Here is a 22,756-nt window from a genome sequence, read left to right as displayed (position 1 = left end):
CCCATGAAACCCGCATTCTGGGCACGTCGTGCCCACAAATGGATCGCCCTCGTGATCGGCGTTCAAGCGTTGCTGTGGATGCTCAGCGGCGTCTACATGACCGTGATCTCGATCGACATCATCCACGGTGACCATCTCGCCCACGCCGGGGCCAAGCCGCTGTCGGCATCCGGACCGCTTATCGATTCCGATGCACTGGCGCAGCAATACGCCGGCCTGACTTCGTTCCGGCTGAAACGGTTCATGGGCGACGCGGTGTACGAGTTGCACCAGGCCGACACCATTACGCTGATCGACGCGCGGTCCGGCGTTCGACTCAGTCCATTGAACGAGAGGACCGCGCGTCAGCTGGCGCAGTCGCTCTATACCGGCGACGCACCGATCCTGAAGACCGAGTTGGTTACGGAGGCACCGCAGGAAGTCGGTGGCGCACCCGTGCCGATGTGGCGTGTGGAATTTGCCGACAACAGCGAAAGCACGCTCTACCTCTCACCGCAAACCGGCGAACTGATCGCCAAGCGCCACGACCTGTGGCGCTGGTTCGACTTTCTCTGGATGTTCCACATCATGGATTACGAAGAGCGCGCCGACGTCAACAACACGCTGTTGCGCGTGGCCGCGTCGCTGGGCCTGATATTCGCGCTCAGCGGGGTCTGGTTGCTCTTTTACAGTTTCAGCAAGAAAAGGCGCAGCGCATGACGCCCTGGACCCGCAAGCTGCACAAATGGGTGGGCCTGATCATCGCCCTGCAATTCGTCATCTGGACGGCGAGCGGCCTGACGATGAGCCTGCTCGATGCCGATACCGTGGCGGGGCAGCAGCATCGGACCAAAAACCTGGATGAGCCCCGGATGTGGCCAACGGGCATGCTGTCGCCGGCGCAGATCGTGGCGGTGGCCGAGCGGCCCGTTCAGACCGTCGAGGCATTCTGGTTGCAGGATCGCCCGGTATATCGCTTGGTTTACGAGTCCACCGCATGGCTCGTCGACGCAGCCGATGGGCAACCTGTATTGGTTGATTCGGTGACTGCGAGCGAGATCGCCGCTGAAGATTATTCAGGCAACGGTGCAGCGGGCGAGCCCGAATGGATGAAGGCTGCCACTTTGGAAGTGCGCGACCACCAAGCACCGATGTGGCGTGTGCCGTTCAGCGATAGCGAAGACACCACGCTCTATGTTTCGGGGCAGGACGGCCGCGTCCTTGAGCGCCGTAATGACACGTGGCGCATCTTCGATTTCGTATGGATGTTGCACATCATGGATTACACCGGGCGACAGGATTTCAACAACCCACTGGTGATCATGGCGGGCTCCGGCGGATTGTGGATTGCGCTTTCAGGGTTCTGGCTGCTGGTCACGAGCTTCCGCTTGGGCGAGTTTGTTCCGAAGCGCTGGCGTCCGGCTCGCGAGTTGACGGTGTTCGATCCCGACGGCACCAAACTACGGTCGGTCGAGTCACACACCGGCGACAGCGTCTACCTGGCATTGGCGCGAAATGGTTTGCAGCTGCCGTCCAATTGCGGGGGCGGCCAGAGTTGCGGACTTTGCGAAGTACGCGTCCGCGGCATCGCGCCAGCACCGACGAGTTCCGATCGGGAGCATCTTTCGCAGAGCCGGTTGAAGATGGGCCATCGACTGGCCTGCAATCTTACGGTTGCTGCCAATACGCAGATCGAGGTCGCTGGTGGTGCCGGACTATGGACCGAGCGTACGGCCAAGGTCGAGACAGTCACGGCGGTGACGCCGTTCCTGCGTGAGATCGTGCTTGCGACCGATACACCACCCGGACCGGAGTTCCAGCCGGGCGCCTACCTTCAGGTGCACGTGCCGGACTATACGCTGCAGCGCCACGACATCGACCACCCCGAACATCATCGCAGTGATTGGGCGGCCCTCGACCTGCCGACAACCCTGGCCAACAAAGAACCGGTTCGACGGTCCTATTCATTGGCTCTGCCGGTCGAAAAGGCAGGAGGGCATCTGACGCTGCTTGCGCGTTTCAGTCCGGGTGGTCAAGGCAAGAAGCGTCATCCCACTGGCAAGGGCTCGACTTACCTGTATTCACTCAAACCGGGCGACACCGTCCGCTTCAGCGGGCCATTCGGTGATTTCGCGCTCCAGCCGGGCAATCGCGAGAAGATCTTCATCGGTGGTGGCGCCGGCATGGCGCCGCTGCGAGCGATGGTCCATGCGCTTCTCGACGGTGGTGCCAACGAGCGTATTCACTTCTGGTACGGCGCGAGAAACCTGCGTGAAGCGCCGTATGTAGCGGAGATGGCTGAATTGGCTGAACGCCATCCAAATTTCACTTGGCACCTGGTGCTGTCGGAGGAAGCGGAGCATGGCGCAGGGCTGATAAAGGGTCTCGTGCACGAAGCAACGCACGATGCCTTGCTGCGCGACCACCCCGACATCCATTCCTGCGAATTCTATCTGTGCGGACCGCCTGCGATGCTCTCGGCGACGCGCCAGTTGTTGAACAAACTGGGCGTCGATGAAGCCATGGCGGCGTACGACGATTTTAAGATTTGATGTTGGAGAAGATGTCGGAAAATTCGATCAGGAACTTCTGGATGACGGGCGCAAATGAGCGCCCGAAATCGCCAGAGCTCTGGAGATCGGTAGACATGGCAACCGCCGCTAGGCGACCGTAGGGCAGGGCCTCCGCCAGTTGTCGCGCGAGGCCGGCTGGGTGGCGCCAGTCGGCCCCAGGAATGATCAGGGTGGGGACATCGATCGCCACGAGTTCGTCCACGCTGCAGAATGCGCGGTCGTAGCCGATAGCGGCTGCGGCCGCGGCGCTGGCGGGATCAGCGTGCGGCAGCGCTTCGCGGACCATCGCGCCGATCACCGGGGAGAGGTGGGGCAAGATGGGATCCCAAGCCGCGTCCAGCCCGCCCTCGCGTACACGCGCCGCGAAAGCCTCCATGAACGCGATTTCGTCTTGCTTCGCGGCGGCGTCTTCGATGTCTTCCAAGCTGATCAACACCAAGCCAGCGACGCGCTCGGGATTAGCTAAGGCCGTGCGCAGGCTGATGGTCGTTCCCAACCCCGCGCCCCCAACGAGAGCACGATCCACGCCGAGATGGTCCAGCAAGGCAATGACATCTTGTGCGTACTGCGCCCAGGTGTGCCGCGCGGGATCCGCACACACCGAACGGCCATAGCCGCGGATGTCGGGCAGGATCACGTGGGCGCTGCCAGCCAGCCGCCGTGCAAGCGGAACGAGGCTGCGGTGATCCGGTCCACCTCCGTGCATGAGCACCAGGACGGGTGCATCAGGGGAGGCATCTTCTGGAACGAAGGCGGTCAGCGGCCATCCGTCGTGACCGGTGTATCTGATGGGCATCATGTCGCGTGAACTCAGTCTGGGAGGCCGCACCTGCAACCTTGGCTGGAGTGGCGCTTGAGCCGCCCAATTTGACCTGGGTCAAGGGCCGCCCCGTTCAGGTGGTCTGGCGAGCCAGTATCCTCACACTTTCAGATGTCCCGTAGTAGCATCACGCTTATGCCGTTCCGTCGACGCCATTGCATGCGCATCGCCCTTGCGGTGGTCCTGTGTCTGCTGTTCCAGCAGATCGCGGTGGCGGCCTATGCTTGCACCATTCCGGACATGCCGCCGGATCCGGTCGCCATGACCGCGGACTGCAGCAGCATGGACATGGAAGTGGTGCAGGAGGCGCCGGCGCTCTGCGCCAAGCATTGCTCGCCCGGCCACGCCGTTACTGCCGATTTGGGCGCACTGCATGTACCCCCCTTGGCATTGCCGCCGCTGCTGTTCGAGCCGGTGCTCGCTTCGCCGGACGCCCAAATTGCATTCGCAGCCCACGGACCGATTGACCACTCCGGTCCACCACCGCGACTGCGCTACTGCAGCTTGCTGATCTAGACCCCGAACGACGTCGCGAATCTGCGCCGGCCATGTGTGTCGTGCGTTTCTGACGATTTCGTTTCGGAGGTCCCATGCTGTTCCACACCCAGATTGTCTGTGTTGCGCGTTCATTTGCTCGCGCGACAAGGGCGTGTCCGTTGCTCCTGCTGCTGGCGATGCCGGTGGCGAGCTTCGCCGCCTCACCTGCGCTGTCGTTGGAGGAGGCGACCCGCCTCGCCGTCGAGCGCGCGCCCATGCTTAATGCCCGTCGCTCGCAGATCGAAGCGGCGGAGCAGGAATCCCGCCGTGCCGGCGCCTTGCCGGATCCGATGCTGACGGTCGGCATCGACAACCTCCCCGTCACCGGTGCGGATGCATTCGATGTCCAGGCCGACTTCATGACCATGAAGCGCATCGGCCTGCGGCAGGAGGTTCCAGCACGGGCCGAGCGCGAAGCGGAACGCTCGCTGGCGGCTCGAAATATCGACAAAGCTCAGGCCGATGCCCAAGCGGAGCGGCTTGAAGTGCGCCGCGAGACCGCCGAGGCGTGGATCGATCTGTGGGCCGCGCAGCGGGAGCTCGACGAACTGATGGCGTTGCGCGAGGAAACCGAACTCGCCAGTCGCCTGGCCCGCGCACGTGTGGCGGGCGGTGCCGACCCCGTGGCCGACGCGCTGGCGGCCGAAGCGGCTTTGCTGGAGCTGGACAACCGCATCGAAGCGGCCCGCGCGTCCGAGGAGGCCGCCCAGGTGGGCCTGGCTCGATGGATCGGCGACGAGATGTTGCTGCCTACGGAACAGACGCCGGATTTCACCGCGCTGCCGGTCTCCCAGGCGCAGCTGCTGGCTGCGCTGGATCGACTCGGACCGTTGCTGCCGACGACCGCGGAAATTGAAACCGCGGCGGCGGCGGTGGATGTCGCCCGTGCGGAAAAACGCCCGGACTGGAGCGTGGCCGCCTCGTACGGCCAGCGCGACGGCGGCCGCAGCGACATGTTCATGCTGGAATTCGGGATCGAGTTGCCGCTGTTCACTCGCAACCGGCAGGACCGCGGCGTTGCCGCGCGCCAGGCCGAGTACGACGCCGCGCTGGCGACGCGGGAGGATCTGCGTCGCCAGCAAGCCGCCCGCATCCGCGCCGACATCGCACGATGGGAAGGGTTCAAGCGGCAGGTGGCGCGTGACCGCGAGGCATTGCTGCCGCTGGCACGCGACCGCACCGCGACCGCATTGGCGGCTTACCGCGCCGGCGCTCCGGTCAGGCCATGGCTGGATGCCCGGCGCGACGAGATCGACATCCTGATCGACCACACGCAACGGCTGGGGGCGCTTGGACGTGCTTGGGCGGCGCTCGCTTATTTGCTTCCGCAGGAGCCGCAGCAATGAACCACAGCAAACGTATTTACATCGTCGTGGCATCGCTTGCGCTGCTGGCCGGCGGGATTGGAATGGGCTACTGGTGGGCAAGTCGTTCCGCTGATCCTGCCGTCTCGCCACCAGCCGCGGCCGCCGGCGGTGCAACCACACCCGCGAGCTCCGAACGCGAGGTCCTGTACTGGTACGACCCGATGGTGCCCGGCCAGCGTTTCGACCAGCCCGGCAAGTCGCCGTTCATGGACATGCAACTGGTGCCCAAGTACGCCGACGAAGTCAGCGAGGGCGGCATCAGCATCGCGCCCGGCACACGCCAGAATCTCGGCATCAGCACTGTTGAGGTCGAGCGTGGCAGCCTCGCCGGCACCGTCAGTGTGCCCGGCACGATCGGCTGGGATCTGCGTCAGGAGCACGTAGTCAGCGCCCGCGTCGACGCCGTGGTCGATCGCCTGTTCGTCAAGGCACCGTACGAGCCGGTCCGTGCCGGCCAGCCGCTGGCGTCGATCCTGGCGCCGGCATGGAGCACCGCGCTGGCCGAAGTCCGGGCGCTGGGGCAGGCCAGTTCGTCCTCGGCGCAGGCATTGCAATTAGCCGCGCGTGAGCGGCTGCGCGTGCTGGGAGTGCCGCCGGGCGCGGCGATACGCGACGGCCGCATCGTGCTGACCGCGCCGGTCAACGGCGTGGTCAGCGAGATCGGTGTGCGTGAGGGTCAGGCGGCGTCGACCGGCACGCTGCTGTTTCGCGTCAACGGTACCGATACCGTGTGGCTGGAGGCGGCGATCCCGCAGGCGGCGGTGGGCGCGATCGTGCCCGGTACGCCGGTCGAGGCGCGGGTCAGCACGATGCCCGGGCGCGTGTTCGAGGGGCGGGTCGAAACCCTGCTGCCGCAGATCGAGACCGGCAGCCGCACGCAACAGGCGCGCATCGTGCTCGACAATCCCGATGGTGTGCTGGCACCGGGCATGTTCGCGCAGATCACGTTGGAACCGACGGGCGGGGCGGAGCAACCGCTGGTGCCCTCGGACGCGGTGATCGGCGCCGGCGACGAAGCACGGGTGATCGTGATGGAGGAGGGCGGTCAGTTCCGCCCGGTGGCGGTGCAGACCGGGCAAAGCGGTGGCGGCTTCACGGAGATCCTGTCCGGCCTGAAAGGCGGTGAGCGCATCGTCGCCTCGGGACAATTCCTGATCGACTCCGAAGCGAATCTCTCCGGCGCGCTGGAGCGCCTGGGCGGAAATGCGTCTGACCAGAGCCAACCGAGCGGCAAGGAAGCGCCAGAGTCCCAGATGGAGGGCATGGATGACATGCCAGGAATGGACGCGACAGAGGCTGCAGATGATGAGGCCGAAGCAGCACCCGAAGCTGCCGTTCCGTCCACTGACGAATCCGCTGTGGAGCCGAAGCTATGATCGCCGCAATCATCCGCGCGTCGATCGCCAACCGCGTGATCGTGCTGTTCGCCGCACTGCTGCTGACGGTGTGGGGCATCCTGTCGGTCTTTCGCACGCCTCTGGACGCGTTGCCCGACCTGTCCGACACCCAGGTCATCATCCGCACCGAATGGCCCGGGCAGACGCCGCGCATCGTCGAGGACCAGGTCACCTATCCGCTGACCACGACGATGCTGTCGGTACCCGGAGTGACGGCCGTACGCGGCTATTCGTTCTTCGGCGACTCGTACGTCTACGTGCTGTTCGACGACGACACCGATCTGTACTGGGCGCGCTCGCGCGTGCTGGAGTACCTGAGCCAGGTGCGCGACCGGCTGCCTGAGGGCATCACGCCGTCGCTCGGTCCAGATGCAACAGGGCTGGGCTGGGTCTACCAGTACGCGCTGGTCGATCATACTGGCCAGCACGACCTCGGCGAGCTGCGCTCGCTGCAGGACTGGTTCCTGCGCTACGAGCTCAAGACCGTCCCCGATGTGGCCGAGGTCGCCAGTCTTGGCGGCATGGTGCAGGCGTGGCAGATCGTGCCGGACCCGCAGGCGCTCGCCGCGCGCGGCATCACCGTCACGCAACTGGTCGAGGCGATCCGCGCCGCCAACGGCGCGACCGGCGGCTCGGTGATCGAGCAGGCCGAAGCCGAGTTGATGGTCCGCAGCGAGGGCTACCTGCAAAGCCGCGAGGACTTCGAGAACGTGCCGGTCACCACCGGCGGCGTGCCGGTGCTGCTGAATGAGGTCGCTCGGGTCATACGCGGGCCGACCCTGCGCCGCGGCATCGCCGAACTCGACGGCGAAGGGGAGGTCGTCGGCGGCATCATCGTGCTGCGCTCGGGCAAGAACGCGCTGGCCGCGATCGACGCGGTCAAGGACAAGCTCGCGCAGTTGCAGGACAGCCTGCCGGCGGGCGTCGAAGTGGTGCCGGTGTATGACCGCTCCGAGCTGATCCTGGCCTCCGTGCGCAACCTTGCGGTCAAGCTGGGCGAAGAGTTCCTGATCGTCGCGCTGGTCTGTGCACTGTTCCTGTGGCATATGCGCTCGGCACTGGTCGCGGTGATCAGCCTGCCGCTGGGCATCCTCGCTGCGTTCATCGTGATGCGCTACCAGGGCATCAGCGCCAACCTGCTGTCGCTGGGCGGCATCGCGATCGCGATCGGCGCGATGGTGGATGCGGCGGTGGTGATGATCGAGAACGCGCACAAGGGCCTGGAGGAATTTCGCGAGCACAACGGCCGCGATCCCAAGGGCCAGGAGCGATGGCAGCTGATGGGAGCCTCGACCAGCGAAGTCGGGCCGGCATTGTTCGTCAGCCTGCTGGTGATCACGCTGTCATTCGTGCCGGTGTTCTCGCTGGAGGGGCAGTCGGGTCGGTTGTTCTCGCCCCTGGCGTTCACCAAGACCTATTCGATGGCCGCCGCCGCGATCCTGTCGATCACCCTGGTCCCGGTGTTGATGGGCTACCTGATTCGCGGACGGATCCGTCCGGAGGCGGAGAATCCGATCAATCGCGTGCTGATCGCGGTCTATCGACCGGCGCTGGATGCGGTGCTGCGCCATCCGCGCATCACCCTGGCGCTGGCGGGTGCGGCGCTGCTGCTCAGCCTGCTGCCGCTGTCGAAGCTGGGCAGCGAGTTCATGCCACCGCTCGACGAGGGCACCTTGCTGTACATGCCGACCGCGCTACCGGGGCTGTCGGCCGGCAAGGCGGGACAACTGCTGCAGCAGACCGATCGCATGCTCAAGACCGTGCCCGAGGTCGCGCACGTGTTCGGCAAGGCCGGGCGTGCCGATACCGCGACCGATCCGGCGCCTCTGGTGATGTTCGAAACCACGATCACGTTCAAGCCGCGCAGCGAGTGGCGGCCGGGCATGACCATGGAGAAGCTGCAGCAGGAACTGGACGCAGCCGTGCAGGTGCCCGGCCTGACCAACCTGTTCGTGCCGCCGATCCGCAACCGCATCGACATGCTCGCCACCGGAATCAAAAGCCCGATCGGGATCAAGGTATTCGGACCGGACATCGAGGTGCTGGCGGAGATCAGTGGCCGCGTCGAACAGGTCGCGCGCACCGTGCCGGGCGTCAGCTCCGCGGTGGCCGAGCGCATCACCGGCGGTCGCTACCTGGATGTCGAGGTCAAGCCGCAGGCCGCCGCGCGTTACGGGTTCACCCAGGCCGACGTGCAGCGGCTGATCGCGACGGTCATCGGCGGCCAGCCGGTCGACCAGACCATCCAGGGCCGCGAACGCTACCCCGTGGTGGTCCGTTACCCGCGCCCGCTGCGCGACTCGGCGGCGGAGCTGGCGGGGTTGCCGTTGATAGCGCCCAACGGCGTGCAACTGACGCTGGGGCAGGTGGCCGAGCTGTCCTACGAGGCCGGTCCGCCGATGCTGAAAAGCGACAACGCCCGCCTGGCCAGCTACGTCTACGTCGATGTCGCCGGGCGCGATCTCGGTTCGGTGGTCGAAGACCTGCAAGAGGCGGTCGCCGCACAGGTGCCGTTGCCGGCGGGTTACTCGGTCGGCTGGTCGGGCCAGTACGAATTCATGCAACGCGCGGCCGAACGCCTTCGCGTGGTGGTGCCGGCGACGCTGCTGATCATCTTCGGACTGATCTGGCTGGTGTTCCGGCGCGGCTCGGAGGCGGGAATCATCATGCTCAGCCTGCCGTTCGCGCTGATTGGCGGATTGTGGCTGATCTGGCTGCTGGGCCATGCCATCTCGGTCGCCACGCTGATCGGATTCATCGCGCTCGCGGGTGTGGCGGCGGAGTTCGGCATCATCATGCTGCTGTACCTGCGCCAAGCCTGGGAACGGCAGCTGGCGGCCAATCCGGATGCCGGCGACGCAGAGCTGGCCGACGCCATCCGCGAAGGCGCGGTACAACGCGTCCGGCCCAAGGCGATGACCGTGGCGGTGATCCTCGCCGGTCTGTTCCCGATCCTGATCGGCGGCGGCGCGGGCTCGGAAGTGATGCAACGCATCGCCGCACCGATGGTCGGCGGCATGATTACCGCGCCGCTGCTGTCGATGCTGGGAATCCCGGCGGCGTACTGGCTGCTGCGACGCCGCGAACTGGTTCGCAACCGATCCAGCAATTCGAGGAAGACTTCATGAAGACCAACTCTGCGAGGACGCCATGAACGGCCCCGATGATCGGCGGCATGGTTACGGCTCCGCTCCTTTCAATGTTGATCATCCGGCGGCATGTCGACTGCTGTGCCGTCGCCGAATCGCCCGCAGTCGCTCCATCCCACCACTCCTGAGGAAACTCATATGAAAATGCTTATTGCTCCCTTGTTGTCGATTGCGCTGCTGGCTGGCTGCTCCGAAGAGTCCGGCAACGCTGACACCGCCGTCACCCCGTCCGAAACCACGGCTCCTGCCGCCGCCGAGCCGGCCACGACACCAGTGGCGGGCGCTGACGCTCAGTCGATGGACATGTCCGAGGCCGATCATCAGGCCATGGGCATGGCCACCGGTGACGCGGCTGCGGCCGGCACCACGGCCACGGCGAGTGGCACGGTCGAATCTGTCGATCCGGCCACCGGCAAGATCGTCATCGCGCACGGTCCGGTCGAGGCCCTGGAGTGGCCTGCCATGACCATGGGGTTCACCGCTACGCCTGAGCAGGTCAACGCGGTACAGGCCGGCCAGAAGGTGAACTTCGAATTCCTGTCGGAAGGCGCGAACAACACGATTACGAGCATCACGCCGGCCCAGTAAGTGAACACCCCGCAGCGCGAAGGTCTTCAAGGCCATCGCGCTGCGGGATCTCCGCCGGTTTGCTCCCGACACCCCGGGGTCAGCTCGGTCGCGGACTCGAACATTGAAAGAAGCGAACTACGTTGAAGAGGCCCCGTCTTGCGGGATAGGAGTTCCACTGATGATCTTTCGCCAACTGTACGAACCGGTTTCATCGACATACACCTACCTGATCGGATGCCCGGAAACCGGGGAGGCGGCCCTGATTGACCCCGTGTTGCCTGCGTGGCGACGGGATCTGGAGGTAATCAGTGACTTGGAACTCCGCCTTGTGATGACGATCGACACCCACATACACGCCGATCACATCACATCCGCATTGCAACTCAAGCGCGAGGTGGGCAGTCGGATTGCGACGCCCGGGCTTGATGGCTTGCCGTGTGCCGATGTTGCGATGGATGACGGCGTACCTTTGCAAATCGGCAGCCTGCAACTGCTCCCTCTGCACACTCCGGGGCACACCGACAACCATTTCAGCGTCCTGACCGGGGACCGGGTCTTCACGGGCGATGCGCTCCTGATCGACGGCTGTGGCCGTACGGATTTCCAGAGCGGCGACGCACGAACCCTTTATTCCAGCGTGCGCGACATGCTCTTTCGGCTCTCAGGTGAAACGCTGGTGTACCCCGCACACGACTACAAACAGCGGCGTGTCTCGACGATCGCGCAGGAGCGCAACCGCAACCCCCGCCTGGGGGATGACCGCACGCTGGAAGAGTTTCTGGAGATCATGGCGGGGCTCGGTCTGCCTTACCCCGAGTTCATGGACTACGCCATCCCTGCCAACAGGCAGTGCGGCCGCTGTCCAGAACTGCTTCCCCCTCACTTGGAAAAGTATCGGGAGCAAATGCAGCCGAACCGTCAGGGCTAGCCTGCTGCCTCTATTGAAGCGGCACTCGCTCGGCATCCCCGCTGTACTTCGGTGTGCGTTGATGACGCAGACCCTTCACCTAAACCCATGTAGCGTGCGGCTCGCGCGATTGTAGCGAGGACCTTGATTGGATCGCCTGCTCAGCTGCTGCCCGCAGCACCGTTGCCGACGGCAGTCGGCCCACTGGAGAGAGATAACATGAAGTTGTCGCATACACCGCTATTTCCGATGTGGTTAGTCTTGGCCCCGGTTACTACGCATGCGAGCCCCGGATCTCGCCACGGCATGATGGGTGACGGAATGATGGGTAGCAGCATGATGGGTAGCAGCATGATGGGCGGCTGGATGATGGCCGGCTGCATGTTGCTGGGCGTGCTGCTCATCATTTTTCTGGTGCTGGCGGTATTCGCGCTGATCAAGTATCTACGGAGCGATCGGCATCCCCGACCCTGAGCCGATTGCAGCCCGGCGCTGGCCAGCCTCACCCGTGCGTCATTGTGCTCACCGCGGCATTGGCCGCGTGGGGCGCGGCGATCACTCGGCTGTCCCTCGACTGAGTAGAACGTTCGGTCATCGGCATGTGGCGTCACCGCTGCTATCAGATCGGGCGATCAGGCCGATCGAAAGTACAGCGCCAGCCACGTGCCGATGATGGCCAACGCGATGAGCGTCACTGCGGCTATGGCCCCGCGGTGCGTCGTCAACCACAGCTGCACGCTGGTAGCGACCGCCACGGAATCGAAGCGGCCATGCGCCCCGTGGTCTCCGTCGACCGGGGTGTAGAGGTTGTCCTCGCGTCCAGCGGGCAACGCTTCATCGGTGTGCTGGCCGTCGACGGCAGTCCTGGCCAGCATGCGGTCGAGATAGCCGGGAATGATCCGGGTGCCGAGGGTTGCCTGCACCGCCGGCCACCCGACCCACAGCTCACGGCGGCGATGCGTTGCCGCCCAGTACACCGCCCGCGCCGCCACCTCCGGCTGGAATATCTTTCCCATCGGGCGCGGTCGGCAACCCATGGTCGTGCGTCCCCACTCGAACTGCGGCGTATTGAACGCCGACAGATGCACCATGGTGATGTGCACGCCGCTGCGGGCATGCAGAAGCTCGCTGCGAATGGAGTCGGTGAACCCGCGTAAAGCGCTCTTGGCGCCGCAGTAAGGCGCCTGCAGCGGGATCGAGCGGTACGCAAGCGCCGAACCGACCTGCACGATGACGCCCCGGTCGCGGGGCTTCATTCGCAGAAGGGCGGTGCGAGTGCCCCACACCGCGCCCAGGTAGGTGACATCGGTGGAGCGACGAAAGTCTTCGGGCGACACATCGAGGAACTCGGAAAAGATCGTCGCCATCGCGTTGTTGACCCAGACCTCGATCGGCCCCCATTCCTGTTCTATGTGCTTTGCGGCCGCCTCGATCTGAGCGTGGTCGGCAACGTCGGTTTCGACGATCATGGCCTGGGCGCCGACCCGCTCGACGTCTTCCCGGGCCCCCTCCAGTCCGTCCCGCCCACGCGCGAGCAAGGCGACCCGCCACCCGTGCTTGCCGAACTCGATGGCGGTGGCGCGACCGACGCCGGCCGACGCGCCCGTCAGTACCACGACCCTCCCGCCGGTTTCGGTGCTCACGGCGACCCCGGCGCACCCACTGCGCGGGTGAATGATCCGATGCATCCGATCAAGCGCTGCAGCACCGGCGCGAGGCGATGCGGAAGGATGTCACGCAAGCTCATGTCCGTACCTTACGAGCCGAACATCCAGGCCATGTGACGGGTTTCGCCGGGGCTAGACGGCGCGCACATGACATGCACATCGACTGGACATGTTCGCGGGCATCCTGATCCGAACCCAGGCTCGCAGTTCGAGATAGCAGTTCATGGCCCCCCAGCCCCGTCCCGACTAGCCACTGCTCGAAGGCAGATGCGTAATGGCCGGCGTTTACCGGCCATCTGTCCAACGCGCGGGGCTTACTTCCTCGATGAAGGGGCGGCCGCCTTCGGCGTCCTGGACGAGCTGTGCATGGAGAGAATCTGCCACGTGTCACCCGACCGTTTGAGTGCACTTGTCGCCACGCCTTGCCGAACGATCGGCTCAGGCTTGTCCTTCAGCTCGATGGTGTAGCGATAGGTCTCGGTGGCGAGTGCGGTGTCGCCTTCGATGCGCACGTCGACGGCGTAGTCGGAGAACTCGAAGGACCGGAAGTGACCGAGTTCCGGTCCGATGTGATTGGCCAGATAGTCCGCATAGCCGCCTTCCACCTTGCCGGACTCCACCACGGTGTTCTTTGGGGCAAACAGCGTGTCGACCCCCGTCAGGTCCAGCCGCTCGAGCGCCTGCTTGTACTGGCCCAGCACGGACTTCACTGCTGCCTCATCCGCAGCCTCCGATCGCTCTGACGCATGGAGAGGAGCACTCAACATAAGCACGGACAGCATCAATGGGCGGAGCAGGGCAGATATCATTGGCGCCTCGCATCAGGAATAGGCGGCGTCGGCAGCCCGACGCCTCATGAGGATGTCAGTCGTCGAGCAGCTCAGCGTGCTCGAAGACTGGCACCGAGCTTACATGGTGGATCCCAATGCCGCCACGAGCGACAGGAGCCCCGACATAGCAGTGACCGTATGCGACAGACGCTCAAAGCCCCATGGTCGACGAGTGCTGCTCAGCCTCAGAGCGACGGCCGTCGAGATTTTTAGTCCCCTTGCGAGTTGCAGCCATAGAACCCGCGATAGCCGACGCGTAGACCGGCCTCCAGCTGCAGTTGCGCAGTGGTCTTGCGCAATTGCGATCCGTTGGACACCGCCGCGTTGCCATCGGTCGGAGGTTCGACAATGATGCGAATCCCATCTGCTACCAACGTCAGTCCCATCGCTGAGGGTAGTTCTGGCGAACCTTCGTAGCGGGCTTGCATCTCGACCAGACGGCCGTGGATCTTTACGACGCCCTTGCTGGTGCCCCCGGTCGGCATTGTTGCAGCAAGCATCGGCCCAGCAGTACTGGCGTAACTGAAGCTGCAGTAGGACGTGCGGCCGAGCACACGCTCGACCTCCGCCTCGTCGAGCTCAGACAGATCTGTTGTAGCAACCTCTGCCGTCTGGACGGCATCTTGCCCCGAAACAACGCGTGGTTGAGCCTTAGGCTCATTGAGAGCATTTCAGCTGGCGCCTCCAAGAGCGTTAGAGTGGCTTCGACCCGGATGCCGTACAAATTACGCCTATCAAACGTCGAACTTAAGCGAGCGCGGATCAACGATTCGTCGAGGGGTTCAAGATATGAGGCTGCGCCTTAGCAGCCTGCCTGCCGTCTTCCATCTGGTTGCGACGTCGGGGGATTCCTAGAGCTTCCGATGCATCCGATCAAGTGCTGCAGCACTGGCGCGAGGCGGTGCGGAAGGTTGTCTCGCAAGCTCATGCCCGTACCTTACGAGCCGTGACGGGGATATATATCTACGGGCTGGACGGTGTGCACACGGCATGCACATCCACTGGACATGTTCGCGGGCATCCTGAGCCGAACCCAGGCTCGCAGCTGGAGATCGCAGTTCATGGCCCCTCAGCCTCGTCCCGACCAGCCACTGCTCGAAGATGCACCGCAACAACCGATCGGCGACTACGCTGCGATCGGCGACTGCCGCACGCTTGCACTGGTGTCGAAGCAGGGCTCGATCGACTGGTGGTGCCTCCCGCACTTCTCCGGCCCGTCGATTTTCGGAGCGCTGCTGGACCGCCGCGAAGGCGGCCGGTTCGCGCTGCGGCCGCGCGCCATCGAGCGCGTCGAGCAGCGCTATCTGCACGATAGCAATGTGCTGGAAACCACGTTTCATTGCAGCGGCGGCGTACTGCAACTGACGGACGCTATGACCATGCCGGCCGGCGAGCCAGGTTCGGTCGCCAAGTCGCCGCATGAGCTGCTGCGCGTCGCGCGGTGCATCCAGGGGCAGGTGCAGTTGGAAGCTTTGTATGCGCCGCGTCCGGACTACGCCCGGAGCCAGCCGGCGCTGCGACGCCATGGCGACACCGACTGGCTCTGCGACGGGTGCGACGGCACCGCGTTGCTGCGCAGCGATCTGCCGTTCGCCGCGCTCGACGCCGGGACGCTCTACGCCAACGAGACGCTGACTGCCGGCAACGAGCGCCAGTGCGCGGTGGTCCACGCAGCAAGCGATATTGACTATGGCGTGTCGCTGGGCGCGCCGGTACGTGAGCGCATGGCCGCGACGATGCGCTGGTGGCGCGACTGGTGCAGCCAATGCTGCTTCGACGGTTCATACCGGCATGTGGTGATGCGCAGCTGCCTGACACTCAAACTGCTGACCTACAGCCCTTCCGGCGCCATCGTCGCGGCCGCGACCACCTCGCTCCCGGCGAGCGACACCGGCGCACGCAACTGGGACTACCGCTATTGCTGGTTGCGCGACACCTCGATGGTGCTGCAATCGTTCGCTGACATGGGCTTCCGCGGCGAAGCCGACGCGTTTCTGCACTGGCTGCTGCATGCCACCGGATCGACGCGTCCTCGCCTGCGGGTGATGTATGACGTCTGTGGCCGGGATCAACTGCAGGAGACCAGCCTGTCTTCGCTGCGCGGGCACGCAGGCTTAGGCCCGGTGCGGATTGGAAACGGCGCCTACGATCAGCTGCAACTGGATATCTACGGCGAGATGCTGCTGACGGCTTGCGGTTTCGTCTCCCGCGGCGGCGTATTGGCACCGGAGGAGCGCGAGTTGCTGGCTGACATAGGCCGAACGGTCTGCGAGCTATGGCGTCAGCCCGACAGTGGAATCTGGGAGATCCGCGGTCCCGCGCGTCACAACACCTACTCCAAGCTGATGTGCTGGGTAGCACTGGACCGACTGATCGACCTGCACCGTCGCATCGGCATGGGCATCGACGAAGCGGCAATGACAGTCGAGCGCGATGCAATCCGCGCCGATATCGAGAGCAACGGCTTCCACACCGGTCACAACAGCTATGTGGGCTTCTACGGCGGCGAGACCGCCGATGCCAGCCTGCTGCTGTTCGCGCGCTACGGGTTCGTGGCGGCCGACGACCCGCGCATGGTCGGCACCTGCCGTTACATCGAGCAGACACTGTCCGTCGACGGACTGCTGTACCGCTATCCGCCCGACAGTGGCTACGACGGGTTGCCGGGAGACGAGAATGCGTTCGTTATCTGCAGCTATTGGCTGGTCGACTACCTTGCCCGGCGCGGCGATCTCGAGCGCGCAGAAACGCTGTACGAACGGCTGATCGGATTGGGCAACCACGTCGGACTGTTCTCGGAGCAGGTGGATGTCCGCAGTCAGGTGCCGTTGGGAAATTTTCCCCAGGCGTTCTCGCACGTCGGCTTGGTCATCGCCGGCTATGCGCTGGCCGAGGCCCGGCGTGGCAAGCGCGACTCGGAGATCGCGCGGTAAGTACCCACCTTCACCTGCGCCACCAGTTGAAAAAAACTGCGTGTGAATTTAGGCGAAGCCCAACTGGACAAGACGCCGGCGGTCGTCGGACGCCTTGTCCAATTGCAGAGTGGCTCTAGTTGCCGTCGTCCTCATCGGCGCCCATGTCCATGTCGCCATGCTCCATGCCTTTCATGTCCTTCATGCCTTTCATACCTTCCATGCATTTCATATCTTCCATGCCCTCCATGCCCTCCATGCCCTCCATGCCCTCCATGCATTTCATGTCGTGATTCATGCCTTCCATATCGCCGGGCTTCATGCCCATGTCTTCGACGAGGTGCCTGTCGACTTCCGTCTTCGACAAACTGGCATTGCCGTCCACGTCGATCTTGGCGAAATGCTGGCTGTGCATGCTAGTGGCCGGGAGTTCGGCCTGGGTCAGCTGACCGTCCTGATTTTTGTCCAGCTGGGCAAACGGCTTCATGTCCTGCTTGCCCGCTGTCTCCTGATCGGCTGCAGGGGCAGGATTCTGGGCAAACGCCGCCGGCGCCGCTGCGATAATCGCGGTGAGCAAAAGTATCTGGGAATTACGCATGGAATCTCCTGGATTGAGCAAACGGGGGTGGCGGATGGGGGATACACACGCGCCATGGTGCTCAGGATTTATTGTCCACCGCAGACGTGTACGCTCAATGAGCGACCCGCCGGCAGTCCTCGACGGCCGGCGGTTTGGCTACACGACAAAGCGGTCCCAGCTGCCGTAGTGCTCCTGACTGCGCGTGCCGCGCGGCAGGCTCAGCACGATCACGGCGACGCCGATCGCCACGCCCACCCACGACGCTGTCGTGCCGGCGCCGCCTAGCACCCAAGGCGCGATGACCAGCCACACCCCTAGCGCGACGTTGACGAAGCGCAAGGTCCGGCCCACCTCCGCCATTGCCATGACCGCAAAGGTGACGATCAGCGCACCGACCAAGTGATCGCTGTCGGCCATCGGGGGGCGGGTGTCGAACAGCAGCCGGGTGAACATTAGCGCTGCCCCGAGCAGCGCGCTCACCGCCAACGTCCACGGCACCGTGATACCGCGTGCCGCGGATGCGTACGCCGCCGCTAACGGTGCATCGAAGCCCGGCTTGTCGTCGCGGCCGCCATCGGGCTGTGCGCCGCCGCGGAAGAACGTGCGCCAGAAGCGCCCGCCGCGGTGATGGTCCTGCACAAGGTACTGGCCCATCGCGACCAGCTCGTCGAGGCTGTAGGGAATCATGATCAGCATCGCCAAGGCAGTGATCAGGCACAGCGTGCACCAGGTGCCGAGCATGATCGGCTGGATGATGATGAAATAGATGCTGACCACGCCCAGCGGCACCACCACGAAGCCGAACATTGCGACCATCCACGGCATCGTGCGCCAGCGCCGGCGGTCGCCCATCACGCCCATCAGCACCTCGAACATGTAAGTCACCGCGCCGAGACCGGCATCGGCGACCGGCCAGGCCTTGGATACATCCGAAGTGATGATGTCCTCGGTGCCATTGAGTCCTGCCCGACCGGCGAAGAACGGCTCCCAAGCGGTGTCGATGTGCCCCAGCTGGTAGGCGGCCAGGTGGCGCGACAGCAACAGCCCAAACAGCCCCAAAGCGATGATCGGTAAGCGCTGCAGATAGGTGGAGGGCGAGTAGCTCCAGCCCGGGGGTACGTCGGATTTGTCCATCATGCCGGCCATGCCCATGCCCGGCATCATCGGCACCAGGATCGCGAAGGCGATGACCAACGCGCCAACCAGGGTGTCATTGGCGTAGACCGCCGCGCTCGGCGTCCAGAAGACCAACGGGGCGAACAGCAGCCAGACGCCGACTGCGGCATTGGCCCATTGCGCCCAGGAGAACCGCGGCGACAGCGACAGCGCGCCGAACAGCATGATCAGCAAGCCGCTGATCACGTCGCTGCGGCCGAGCCACGCACTGCGCAGCGCCGGGTCGGCCAGGCCGCGATCGGCGGTGACGCGCAGCACCGCATCGCTGAAGCCGGAGGCCTCGAAGCTGCCGAACACGAACGGGCTCGACATCAGCCACGCGCCCAGCATGATGTTGAGGTAGTGCACCCAAAGCATGCTGAAATGCATCTTGCGCATGCCTTGCATGTGCTTTTGCATCTCGTGAGGCGCGGCCGAATCATCGGAAGTTGCGTCGGCTCCGGTGTCATCCTGGCTGCCGGCTTCGTTTGCTTTGGCCTCGACCGCCAGTGTCGCCACCCGCGCGGCATTGAGCTTGTTGGCGCGGTACCAGCCGACGGGGTCATCCTTGAGCGCGGCAATGATCCCCGGCAGCGTCTCGTGCAATGAATGCGCGGGTGTCCAGTCGAGTAACTGCTTCGCCCGAGAGGTGTCGACCTCGTAGTGGTCGTCGGCGATATCCACCATCCATGGCCGGATAAACAGATCCTCGTCGAGGACATCGGTCTGCACCCATGTGCCGGCCTTGGCGACGGGCTTGGGAATCTCCTTGGTCTCCCAGGCCTCGTCATGGATCAACCGTCCCAGCGTGCGCTGCATCTCGTCGACGCTCAGTCCCTCGGATTCCGCCAGCAGCAACGGCAGTTCGGCGGGCAGCTCCGCGCGGCGCTGGACGATGCGCAGCAGTGCGTCGGTCAGGTCGTCCAGGTGCAGCGACGGTTGCGCGGTCTCGAGCGAGCCCGGATACACGTGGCTCGCCACCTGCCGTTCGAAGATGCGCGCGATCTGCTGGGCCAGGAACGCCGAGTGCCCCATGTCGTCATAGATCCCGGCCGGCCGCGCCAGCACCACCGGAATGTCCCCATGCTGCTCGCGCAGCAGTTGCTCGGTATGAATTTTGGACTGGCGGTACGGCAGCGGCTCGGTATCGAGCGGCGCGTCTTCGTCGATGGGCTGGCCCGGCTGCGTCGGTGCGTGCACCAGCATCGTGCTGACGAACACGAACTGCTCGGTATCGAACGCCTTGAGCGCCTTGAGCAGGCGCTCGGTGCCGCCCAAGGTTACCTCTTCGTACTTGGGGCTGGGCTCGCCGGTGAGATCGAAGTAAGACGCCAGATGGATCACCGACGCGATCCGGTCGCCGTGCGCGGCACGGACGCGCGCCAGCGCAGCTTCGATACTGGCATCGGAGGTCAGGTCGATGCCGACGAACTCGGCCGCAGCCGGCGGCTCCGGCGAGGTCTGCCGGTCCAGCCCGACCAGGTCGAAATGACCGGTGAACTTCTCGATCACCGCCGACCCGATGAAGCCGCTGCTGCCGGTGACGAGGACTACGGGCTTGCGCGTTTCCATAATTCAGGCCGCTGAGTCGCCTCATGCCGGTGAGACTGAATCGTCACAGTTTCATAAATCCTGTTCGTGCCGTGTCGAGGCACTGCAACGCGTGGACGTGCTGCTGAGCCCTATTCAAGCCTGGCTGACACGTGGCACCTCGCGTGCTCCAGCAAATCGAGCGTAGGACAGCACGCTCCCACGGGCATTTGGCTGCACTTCGCCACCATCTGGTCTAAATCGCGCTCCAACTGCCGCAATTCATCGAGGCGCAAACGAACATCGGCAAGCTTTCGCTCCGTCAACTGCCGGGTCTGTTCGCAGGAGCGCTCACCAGTGAGCTTCAGCAGATCGGCGATCTCGTCCAAGGCAAAGCCCATTGTCTGCGCCCGCCGGATGAACTGAAGTCGGGTGACATCGGTCGGTCCGTAGCGTCGCACGCCGCCGGCCGGGCGCTCCGGCTCATGCAGCAGGCCGCGACGCTGGTAGTAGCGCACCGTCTCGATGTGCACGCCGGCCGAAGCCGCCAGTCGGCTGATGGTGAACGTTCTTGGACTCATCGCTTGACTCCGTACCCAAGTACGGAAGCTAGTATGCACCCATGCGCACGAATCCCGCCAAATCCTCGGTGCCCGCCATCCTGGGCGCAAGCCTCGCCGCCATCGGCGCGTCGATCTGCTGTGTCGTGCCGTTGGTGCTGGTCCTGCTGGGGATCAGTGGCGCCTGGATCGGCAACTTGACCGCTTTGGATCCTTGGCGGCCCTGGTTCACTGGAGCCACCCTGCTTTTGTTGGGACTGGCCTTCTGGAGCCTGTATGGGCCGACCTCCCAATGTCGCGCTGACGGTGCATGCATCGATCCGCGTACTTTGAAACGCCGGCGGCGTTGGTTGTGGCTGGCGACGCTCGTGATCGCGATGCTATTGCTGTTTCCTTATTACGTGATCTGGTTTTTCTAGGAGGTGATCTATGCGCAAGTGGACTTTGGGCCTGATGCTCATGATGTTGGCGGGAACGGCGACAGGGAGCACGCCGGAGAAGGTGGTGCTCGACGCTGCGAACATGACCTGTCCGGCATGCAGCATCACCATCGAGAAGGCACTTGAAAAGGTACCCGGTGTAACCGATACGCAGATTGACACCAAGGCCGCCACGGTGACGGTGACCTTCGATTCGGAACGTACGAGCATCCCGGCCGTGGCACGCGCCATCACCGATGCCGGGTTCCCGGCCAAGGCAAGGGCGAACGGTGACTGACCTGCAGCTACTCAGCACCCTGACATGCCCGGAGTGCGGACATCAGGCCAGTGAGACGATGCCCACGACTGCCTGCCAGTTTTTCTACGAGTGCCCCGGCTGCAGCATCGTGATGCGCCCCAAACAAGGCGATTGCTGCGTGTTCTGTTCATACGGCACAGTGCCGTGCCCACCGATTCAGCAACAAAGGCCCTGCTGCGGATAACGGCTGGTCATGCGCGGCCGGTGCATGAGCCTCACTGACACACCCGCGTTACGCCGCCGAGCCACCCTAAGGTGATCTACGACCGGTGCGCTATTCCAGCCTAGGGGACATCGACCCCGGCACTTGCGCTTGATGTCGGGCCTGCCCCGATTACTACTGCAGCGCAAATCGCTCGGTATCTCATATCTCGCGGGTGTCTACCGGACAGGAGGTTCTGGTAAGGCCTTTTAGCCACTCCACCGCCTCACCCATATCGAGGTTCAAGCTCGCATAGGAAGCGCGGAGCAACTGAGGGGAGAGCAACCAATCCCACTTCTGACGCGCAAGGTTTCCAGCCCTGGCCAGCATCGCCTCGACAGGGGGTGGCGGCAACTCCGATGCCGCGTCGGCCAACATGTCCTCGATATCGCCGAGCGTTTTGCCGGACTTGGTGATCTCCACGCCCAATCGTCCCCCCGCAGCTTGGGATCCACGAGACATCATCAGGCAAGCGAGGGCCTCGTTCGCGCTGTCCCCTAGCCACGTCAGGAGCAGTGTGTTGCTGCCTTGGTCGAGCATCAGTCGTTGACCGAGATCGGCCTGCTGATAGGTCTGCCGCCCCTCTTCCACGAAGCGCTGAGCAGTCGAATCTAGGAAGGGGAGGGGGTCGGTCGCCTCGTAGATCTCGCGCATGCGTTGGCGAACCCGGGTGTGGACCCGTCCCATGCCGCCACTGAACAACGGGGGTGCACCGCCCTTGGCTGGCGAGACGTGGATGACTTTTTGTGCCTCATCGATGTCTTCTACGAGCCACGTGCGACCGCCAAACAGGATGCGCTGGCCGACGGTGAGCATTTGTTCCACCGGCAGCGTGCCGAGCGTCTTTCCGCCTGCAACGACCCGGAATTCTTCGTCCGACGTAAAGGCTGCATAAAAGGAGTAGTGATTGACGAGCTTGTCGCCGACGCGCCCATGAAGCAGCAAGCCAGAGCTGTCTTGGGTGAGGATCTCCTCTTGGCCCAGGTGGCGCAGGAGTTCGGCGAAAGCCTCTTTTGACACGCCGGAGAAGGGGGCGTTGGGCGCGCAGAGGAGTTTGTAGGCTTGCGCGGCCTGCAGTCCGCCATATTGCGCCATAGCAGAGAGCAACTGTTGGATCAAGGTCGAGAAGTGGGCGCCGTGGATGACGGGGGGCTCGAACCAGTTTTCCAGCAAAAGCGAGATCACTGCGGCGGTTTGCACCGTATCAAGCCGCAAGCGCGCCGCTAGGCCCGACTGCTTATCCAGGGCATCCTCGGGTTCACCCCCGTTTTCACGGACACTTA

Annotated in this window: 20 protein-coding genes and 1 pseudogene; 13 read left to right on the top strand and 8 right to left on the bottom strand. The window is 64.2% G+C overall.

Annotated features, from left to right (window positions below):
* Positions 1 to 3: 3 nt before the first annotated feature.
* Both N799_RS16065 and N799_RS06005 read left to right on the top strand, forming a co-directional pair.
* Positions 4 to 699 carry a PepSY domain-containing protein gene (locus tag N799_RS16065; protein ID WP_036209388.1) on the top strand — a complete coding sequence of 232 codons (696 nt, stop codon included), beginning with the start codon at positions 4 to 6 and terminating at the stop codon, positions 697 to 699.
* Positions 696 to 2,531 (top strand): 2Fe-2S iron-sulfur cluster-binding protein, encoded by a 1,836-nt coding sequence (locus tag N799_RS06005; protein WP_036209387.1) that lies wholly within the window; start codon positions 696 to 698, stop codon positions 2,529 to 2,531. Before N799_RS16065 ends, N799_RS06005 begins: the two co-directional genes overlap by 4 nt.
* Here N799_RS06005 and N799_RS06000 read toward each other — a convergent pair.
* Positions 2,521 to 3,348, bottom strand: a complete 828-nt coding sequence (locus tag N799_RS06000; RefSeq protein WP_275040608.1) for an alpha/beta fold hydrolase — start codon at positions 3,346 to 3,348, stop codon at positions 2,521 to 2,523. The genes N799_RS06005 and N799_RS06000 overlap by 11 nt on opposite strands.
* A gap of 183 nt (positions 3,349 to 3,531) precedes the next feature.
* Between N799_RS06000 and N799_RS05995 the strand changes: the two genes are divergently transcribed.
* From N799_RS05995 to N799_RS15225, 7 genes are all read left to right on the top strand, one after another.
* Positions 3,532 to 3,888, top strand: a complete 357-nt coding sequence (locus N799_RS05995; protein ID WP_052101285.1) for a hypothetical protein — start codon at positions 3,532 to 3,534, stop codon at positions 3,886 to 3,888.
* A 74-nt stretch (positions 3,889 to 3,962) separates the two neighbouring features.
* Positions 3,963 to 5,255, top strand: coding sequence for a TolC family protein (locus N799_RS05990; protein WP_238978791.1), 1,293 nt, complete (start codon positions 3,963 to 3,965; stop codon positions 5,253 to 5,255).
* Positions 5,252 to 6,652, top strand: a complete 1,401-nt coding sequence (locus N799_RS05985; protein WP_238978789.1) for an efflux RND transporter periplasmic adaptor subunit — start codon at positions 5,252 to 5,254, stop codon at positions 6,650 to 6,652. Before N799_RS05990 ends, N799_RS05985 begins: the two co-directional genes overlap by 4 nt.
* Positions 6,649 to 9,801 (top strand): efflux RND transporter permease subunit, encoded by a 3,153-nt coding sequence (locus tag N799_RS05980; protein WP_036209385.1) that lies wholly within the window; start codon positions 6,649 to 6,651, stop codon positions 9,799 to 9,801. Before N799_RS05985 ends, N799_RS05980 begins: the two co-directional genes overlap by 4 nt.
* A gap of 159 nt (positions 9,802 to 9,960) precedes the next feature.
* Positions 9,961 to 10,410, top strand: coding sequence for a copper-binding protein (locus N799_RS15925; protein WP_081974726.1), 450 nt, complete (start codon positions 9,961 to 9,963; stop codon positions 10,408 to 10,410).
* Positions 10,411 to 10,570: 160 nt separating this feature from the next.
* Positions 10,571 to 11,320, top strand: a complete 750-nt coding sequence (locus N799_RS05970) for an MBL fold metallo-hydrolase (RefSeq protein WP_036209382.1) — start codon at positions 10,571 to 10,573, stop codon at positions 11,318 to 11,320.
* Positions 11,321 to 11,518: 198 nt separating this feature from the next.
* Entirely contained in the window at positions 11,519 to 11,773 is a 255-nt protein-coding gene (locus tag N799_RS15225; protein WP_152597835.1) for a hypothetical protein, read from the top strand.
* A 158-nt stretch (positions 11,774 to 11,931) separates the two neighbouring features.
* On the opposite strand, the gene N799_RS05965 is transcribed toward N799_RS15225, so the two are convergent.
* The 3 genes from N799_RS05965 to N799_RS15215 form a co-directional block, all read right to left on the bottom strand.
* Positions 11,932 to 12,942, bottom strand: coding sequence for an SDR family oxidoreductase (locus N799_RS05965; protein WP_036209516.1), 1,011 nt, complete (start codon positions 12,940 to 12,942; stop codon positions 11,932 to 11,934).
* 338 nt (positions 12,943 to 13,280) lie between these two features.
* Complete coding sequence (locus tag N799_RS05960) at positions 13,281 to 13,676, bottom strand: DUF4440 domain-containing protein (protein WP_203225029.1); 396 nt, start codon at positions 13,674 to 13,676, stop codon at positions 13,281 to 13,283.
* A gap of 329 nt (positions 13,677 to 14,005) precedes the next feature.
* Positions 14,006 to 14,296, bottom strand: a complete 291-nt coding sequence (locus N799_RS15215) for a hypothetical protein (protein ID WP_152597834.1) — start codon at positions 14,294 to 14,296, stop codon at positions 14,006 to 14,008.
* Positions 14,297 to 14,803: 507 nt separating this feature from the next.
* Here N799_RS15215 and N799_RS05955 point away from each other — a divergent pair.
* The gene (locus N799_RS05955; RefSeq protein ID WP_081974722.1) at positions 14,804 to 16,729 is read left to right on the top strand and encodes a glycoside hydrolase family 15 protein; all 1,926 of its coding nucleotides are present in this window, start codon (positions 14,804 to 14,806) and stop codon (positions 16,727 to 16,729) included.
* Positions 16,730 to 16,844: 115 nt separating this feature from the next.
* On the opposite strand, the gene N799_RS15210 is transcribed toward N799_RS05955, so the two are convergent.
* The 3 genes from N799_RS15210 to N799_RS05940 all read right to left on the bottom strand — a co-directional run bounded on the left by N799_RS15210 (position 16,845) and on the right by N799_RS05940 (position 20,554).
* Positions 16,845 to 17,306: an EF-hand domain-containing protein gene (locus N799_RS15210; RefSeq protein WP_036209378.1), complete on the bottom strand. Its 462-nt coding sequence runs from the start codon at positions 17,304 to 17,306 to the stop codon at positions 16,845 to 16,847.
* Between the two features lie 138 nt (positions 17,307 to 17,444).
* Complete coding sequence (locus tag N799_RS05945) at positions 17,445 to 20,015, bottom strand: SPW repeat domain-containing protein (RefSeq protein ID WP_036209375.1); 2,571 nt, start codon at positions 20,013 to 20,015, stop codon at positions 17,445 to 17,447.
* Between the two features lie 110 nt (positions 20,016 to 20,125).
* Positions 20,126 to 20,554 (bottom strand): MerR family transcriptional regulator, encoded by a 429-nt coding sequence (locus N799_RS05940; RefSeq protein WP_052101283.1) that lies wholly within the window; start codon positions 20,552 to 20,554, stop codon positions 20,126 to 20,128.
* Positions 20,555 to 20,595: 41 nt separating this feature from the next.
* Here N799_RS05940 and N799_RS05935 point away from each other — a divergent pair, with 41 nt between their 5' ends.
* From N799_RS05935 to N799_RS15920, 3 genes are read left to right on the top strand one after another with little or no spacing between them, the layout of a single operon-like run.
* Positions 20,596 to 20,952, top strand: coding sequence for a mercuric transporter MerT family protein (locus N799_RS05935; protein ID WP_036209374.1), 357 nt, complete (start codon positions 20,596 to 20,598; stop codon positions 20,950 to 20,952).
* A gap of 10 nt (positions 20,953 to 20,962) precedes the next feature.
* On the top strand, positions 20,963 to 21,250 hold the full coding sequence (locus tag N799_RS05930; RefSeq protein WP_036209372.1) for a heavy-metal-associated domain-containing protein: 288 nt from the start codon (positions 20,963 to 20,965) through the stop codon (positions 21,248 to 21,250).
* Positions 21,210 to 21,455, top strand: a complete 246-nt coding sequence (locus tag N799_RS15920; RefSeq protein WP_081974720.1) for a GDCCVxC domain-containing (seleno)protein — start codon at positions 21,210 to 21,212, stop codon at positions 21,453 to 21,455. Before N799_RS05930 ends, N799_RS15920 begins: the two co-directional genes overlap by 41 nt.
* A gap of 180 nt (positions 21,456 to 21,635) precedes the next feature.
* Here the strand turns inward: N799_RS15920 and N799_RS05925 are convergent.
* A pseudogene (locus tag N799_RS05925) lies at positions 21,636 to 22,756 on the bottom strand (DEAD/DEAH box helicase); the annotation flags it as partial.

Source organism: Lysobacter arseniciresistens ZS79 (assembly GCF_000768335.1).
Taxonomy (GTDB): domain Bacteria; phylum Pseudomonadota; class Gammaproteobacteria; order Xanthomonadales; family Xanthomonadaceae; genus Novilysobacter; species Novilysobacter arseniciresistens.
This window is presented reverse-complemented; position numbering and strand designations above follow the sequence as displayed.

Coding starts and splice junctions, on each gene's coding strand:
- N799_RS05955 (WP_081974722.1), top strand. CDS start 14,804: ATGTTCGCGGGCATCCTGAGCCGAACCCAGGCTCGCAGCTGGAGATCG.
- N799_RS05945 (WP_036209375.1), bottom strand. CDS start 20,015: ATGGAAACGCGCAAGCCCGTAGTCCTCGTCACCGGCAGCAGCGGCTTC.
- N799_RS15925 (WP_081974726.1), top strand. CDS start 9,961: ATGAAAATGCTTATTGCTCCCTTGTTGTCGATTGCGCTGCTGGCTGGC.
- N799_RS05985 (WP_238978789.1), top strand. CDS start 5,252: ATGAACCACAGCAAACGTATTTACATCGTCGTGGCATCGCTTGCGCTG.
- N799_RS05940 (WP_052101283.1), bottom strand. CDS start 20,554: ATGAGTCCAAGAACGTTCACCATCAGCCGACTGGCGGCTTCGGCCGGC.
- N799_RS06005 (WP_036209387.1), top strand. CDS start 696: ATGACGCCCTGGACCCGCAAGCTGCACAAATGGGTGGGCCTGATCATC.
- N799_RS05930 (WP_036209372.1), top strand. CDS start 20,963: ATGCGCAAGTGGACTTTGGGCCTGATGCTCATGATGTTGGCGGGAACG.
- N799_RS05935 (WP_036209374.1), top strand. CDS start 20,596: ATGCGCACGAATCCCGCCAAATCCTCGGTGCCCGCCATCCTGGGCGCA.
- N799_RS15225 (WP_152597835.1), top strand. CDS start 11,519: ATGAAGTTGTCGCATACACCGCTATTTCCGATGTGGTTAGTCTTGGCC.
- N799_RS15215 (WP_152597834.1), bottom strand. CDS start 14,296: ATGCTTGCTGCAACAATGCCGACCGGGGGCACCAGCAAGGGCGTCGTA.
- N799_RS15210 (WP_036209378.1), bottom strand. CDS start 17,306: ATGCGTAATTCCCAGATACTTTTGCTCACCGCGATTATCGCAGCGGCG.
- N799_RS05995 (WP_052101285.1), top strand. CDS start 3,532: ATGCGCATCGCCCTTGCGGTGGTCCTGTGTCTGCTGTTCCAGCAGATC.
- N799_RS05970 (WP_036209382.1), top strand. CDS start 10,571: ATGATCTTTCGCCAACTGTACGAACCGGTTTCATCGACATACACCTAC.
- N799_RS05990 (WP_238978791.1), top strand. CDS start 3,963: ATGCTGTTCCACACCCAGATTGTCTGTGTTGCGCGTTCATTTGCTCGC.
- N799_RS15920 (WP_081974720.1), top strand. CDS start 21,210: ATGCCGGGTTCCCGGCCAAGGCAAGGGCGAACGGTGACTGACCTGCAG.
- N799_RS16065 (WP_036209388.1), top strand. CDS start 4: ATGAAACCCGCATTCTGGGCACGTCGTGCCCACAAATGGATCGCCCTC.
- N799_RS06000 (WP_275040608.1), bottom strand. CDS start 3,348: ATGCCCATCAGATACACCGGTCACGACGGATGGCCGCTGACCGCCTTC.
- N799_RS05980 (WP_036209385.1), top strand. CDS start 6,649: ATGATCGCCGCAATCATCCGCGCGTCGATCGCCAACCGCGTGATCGTG.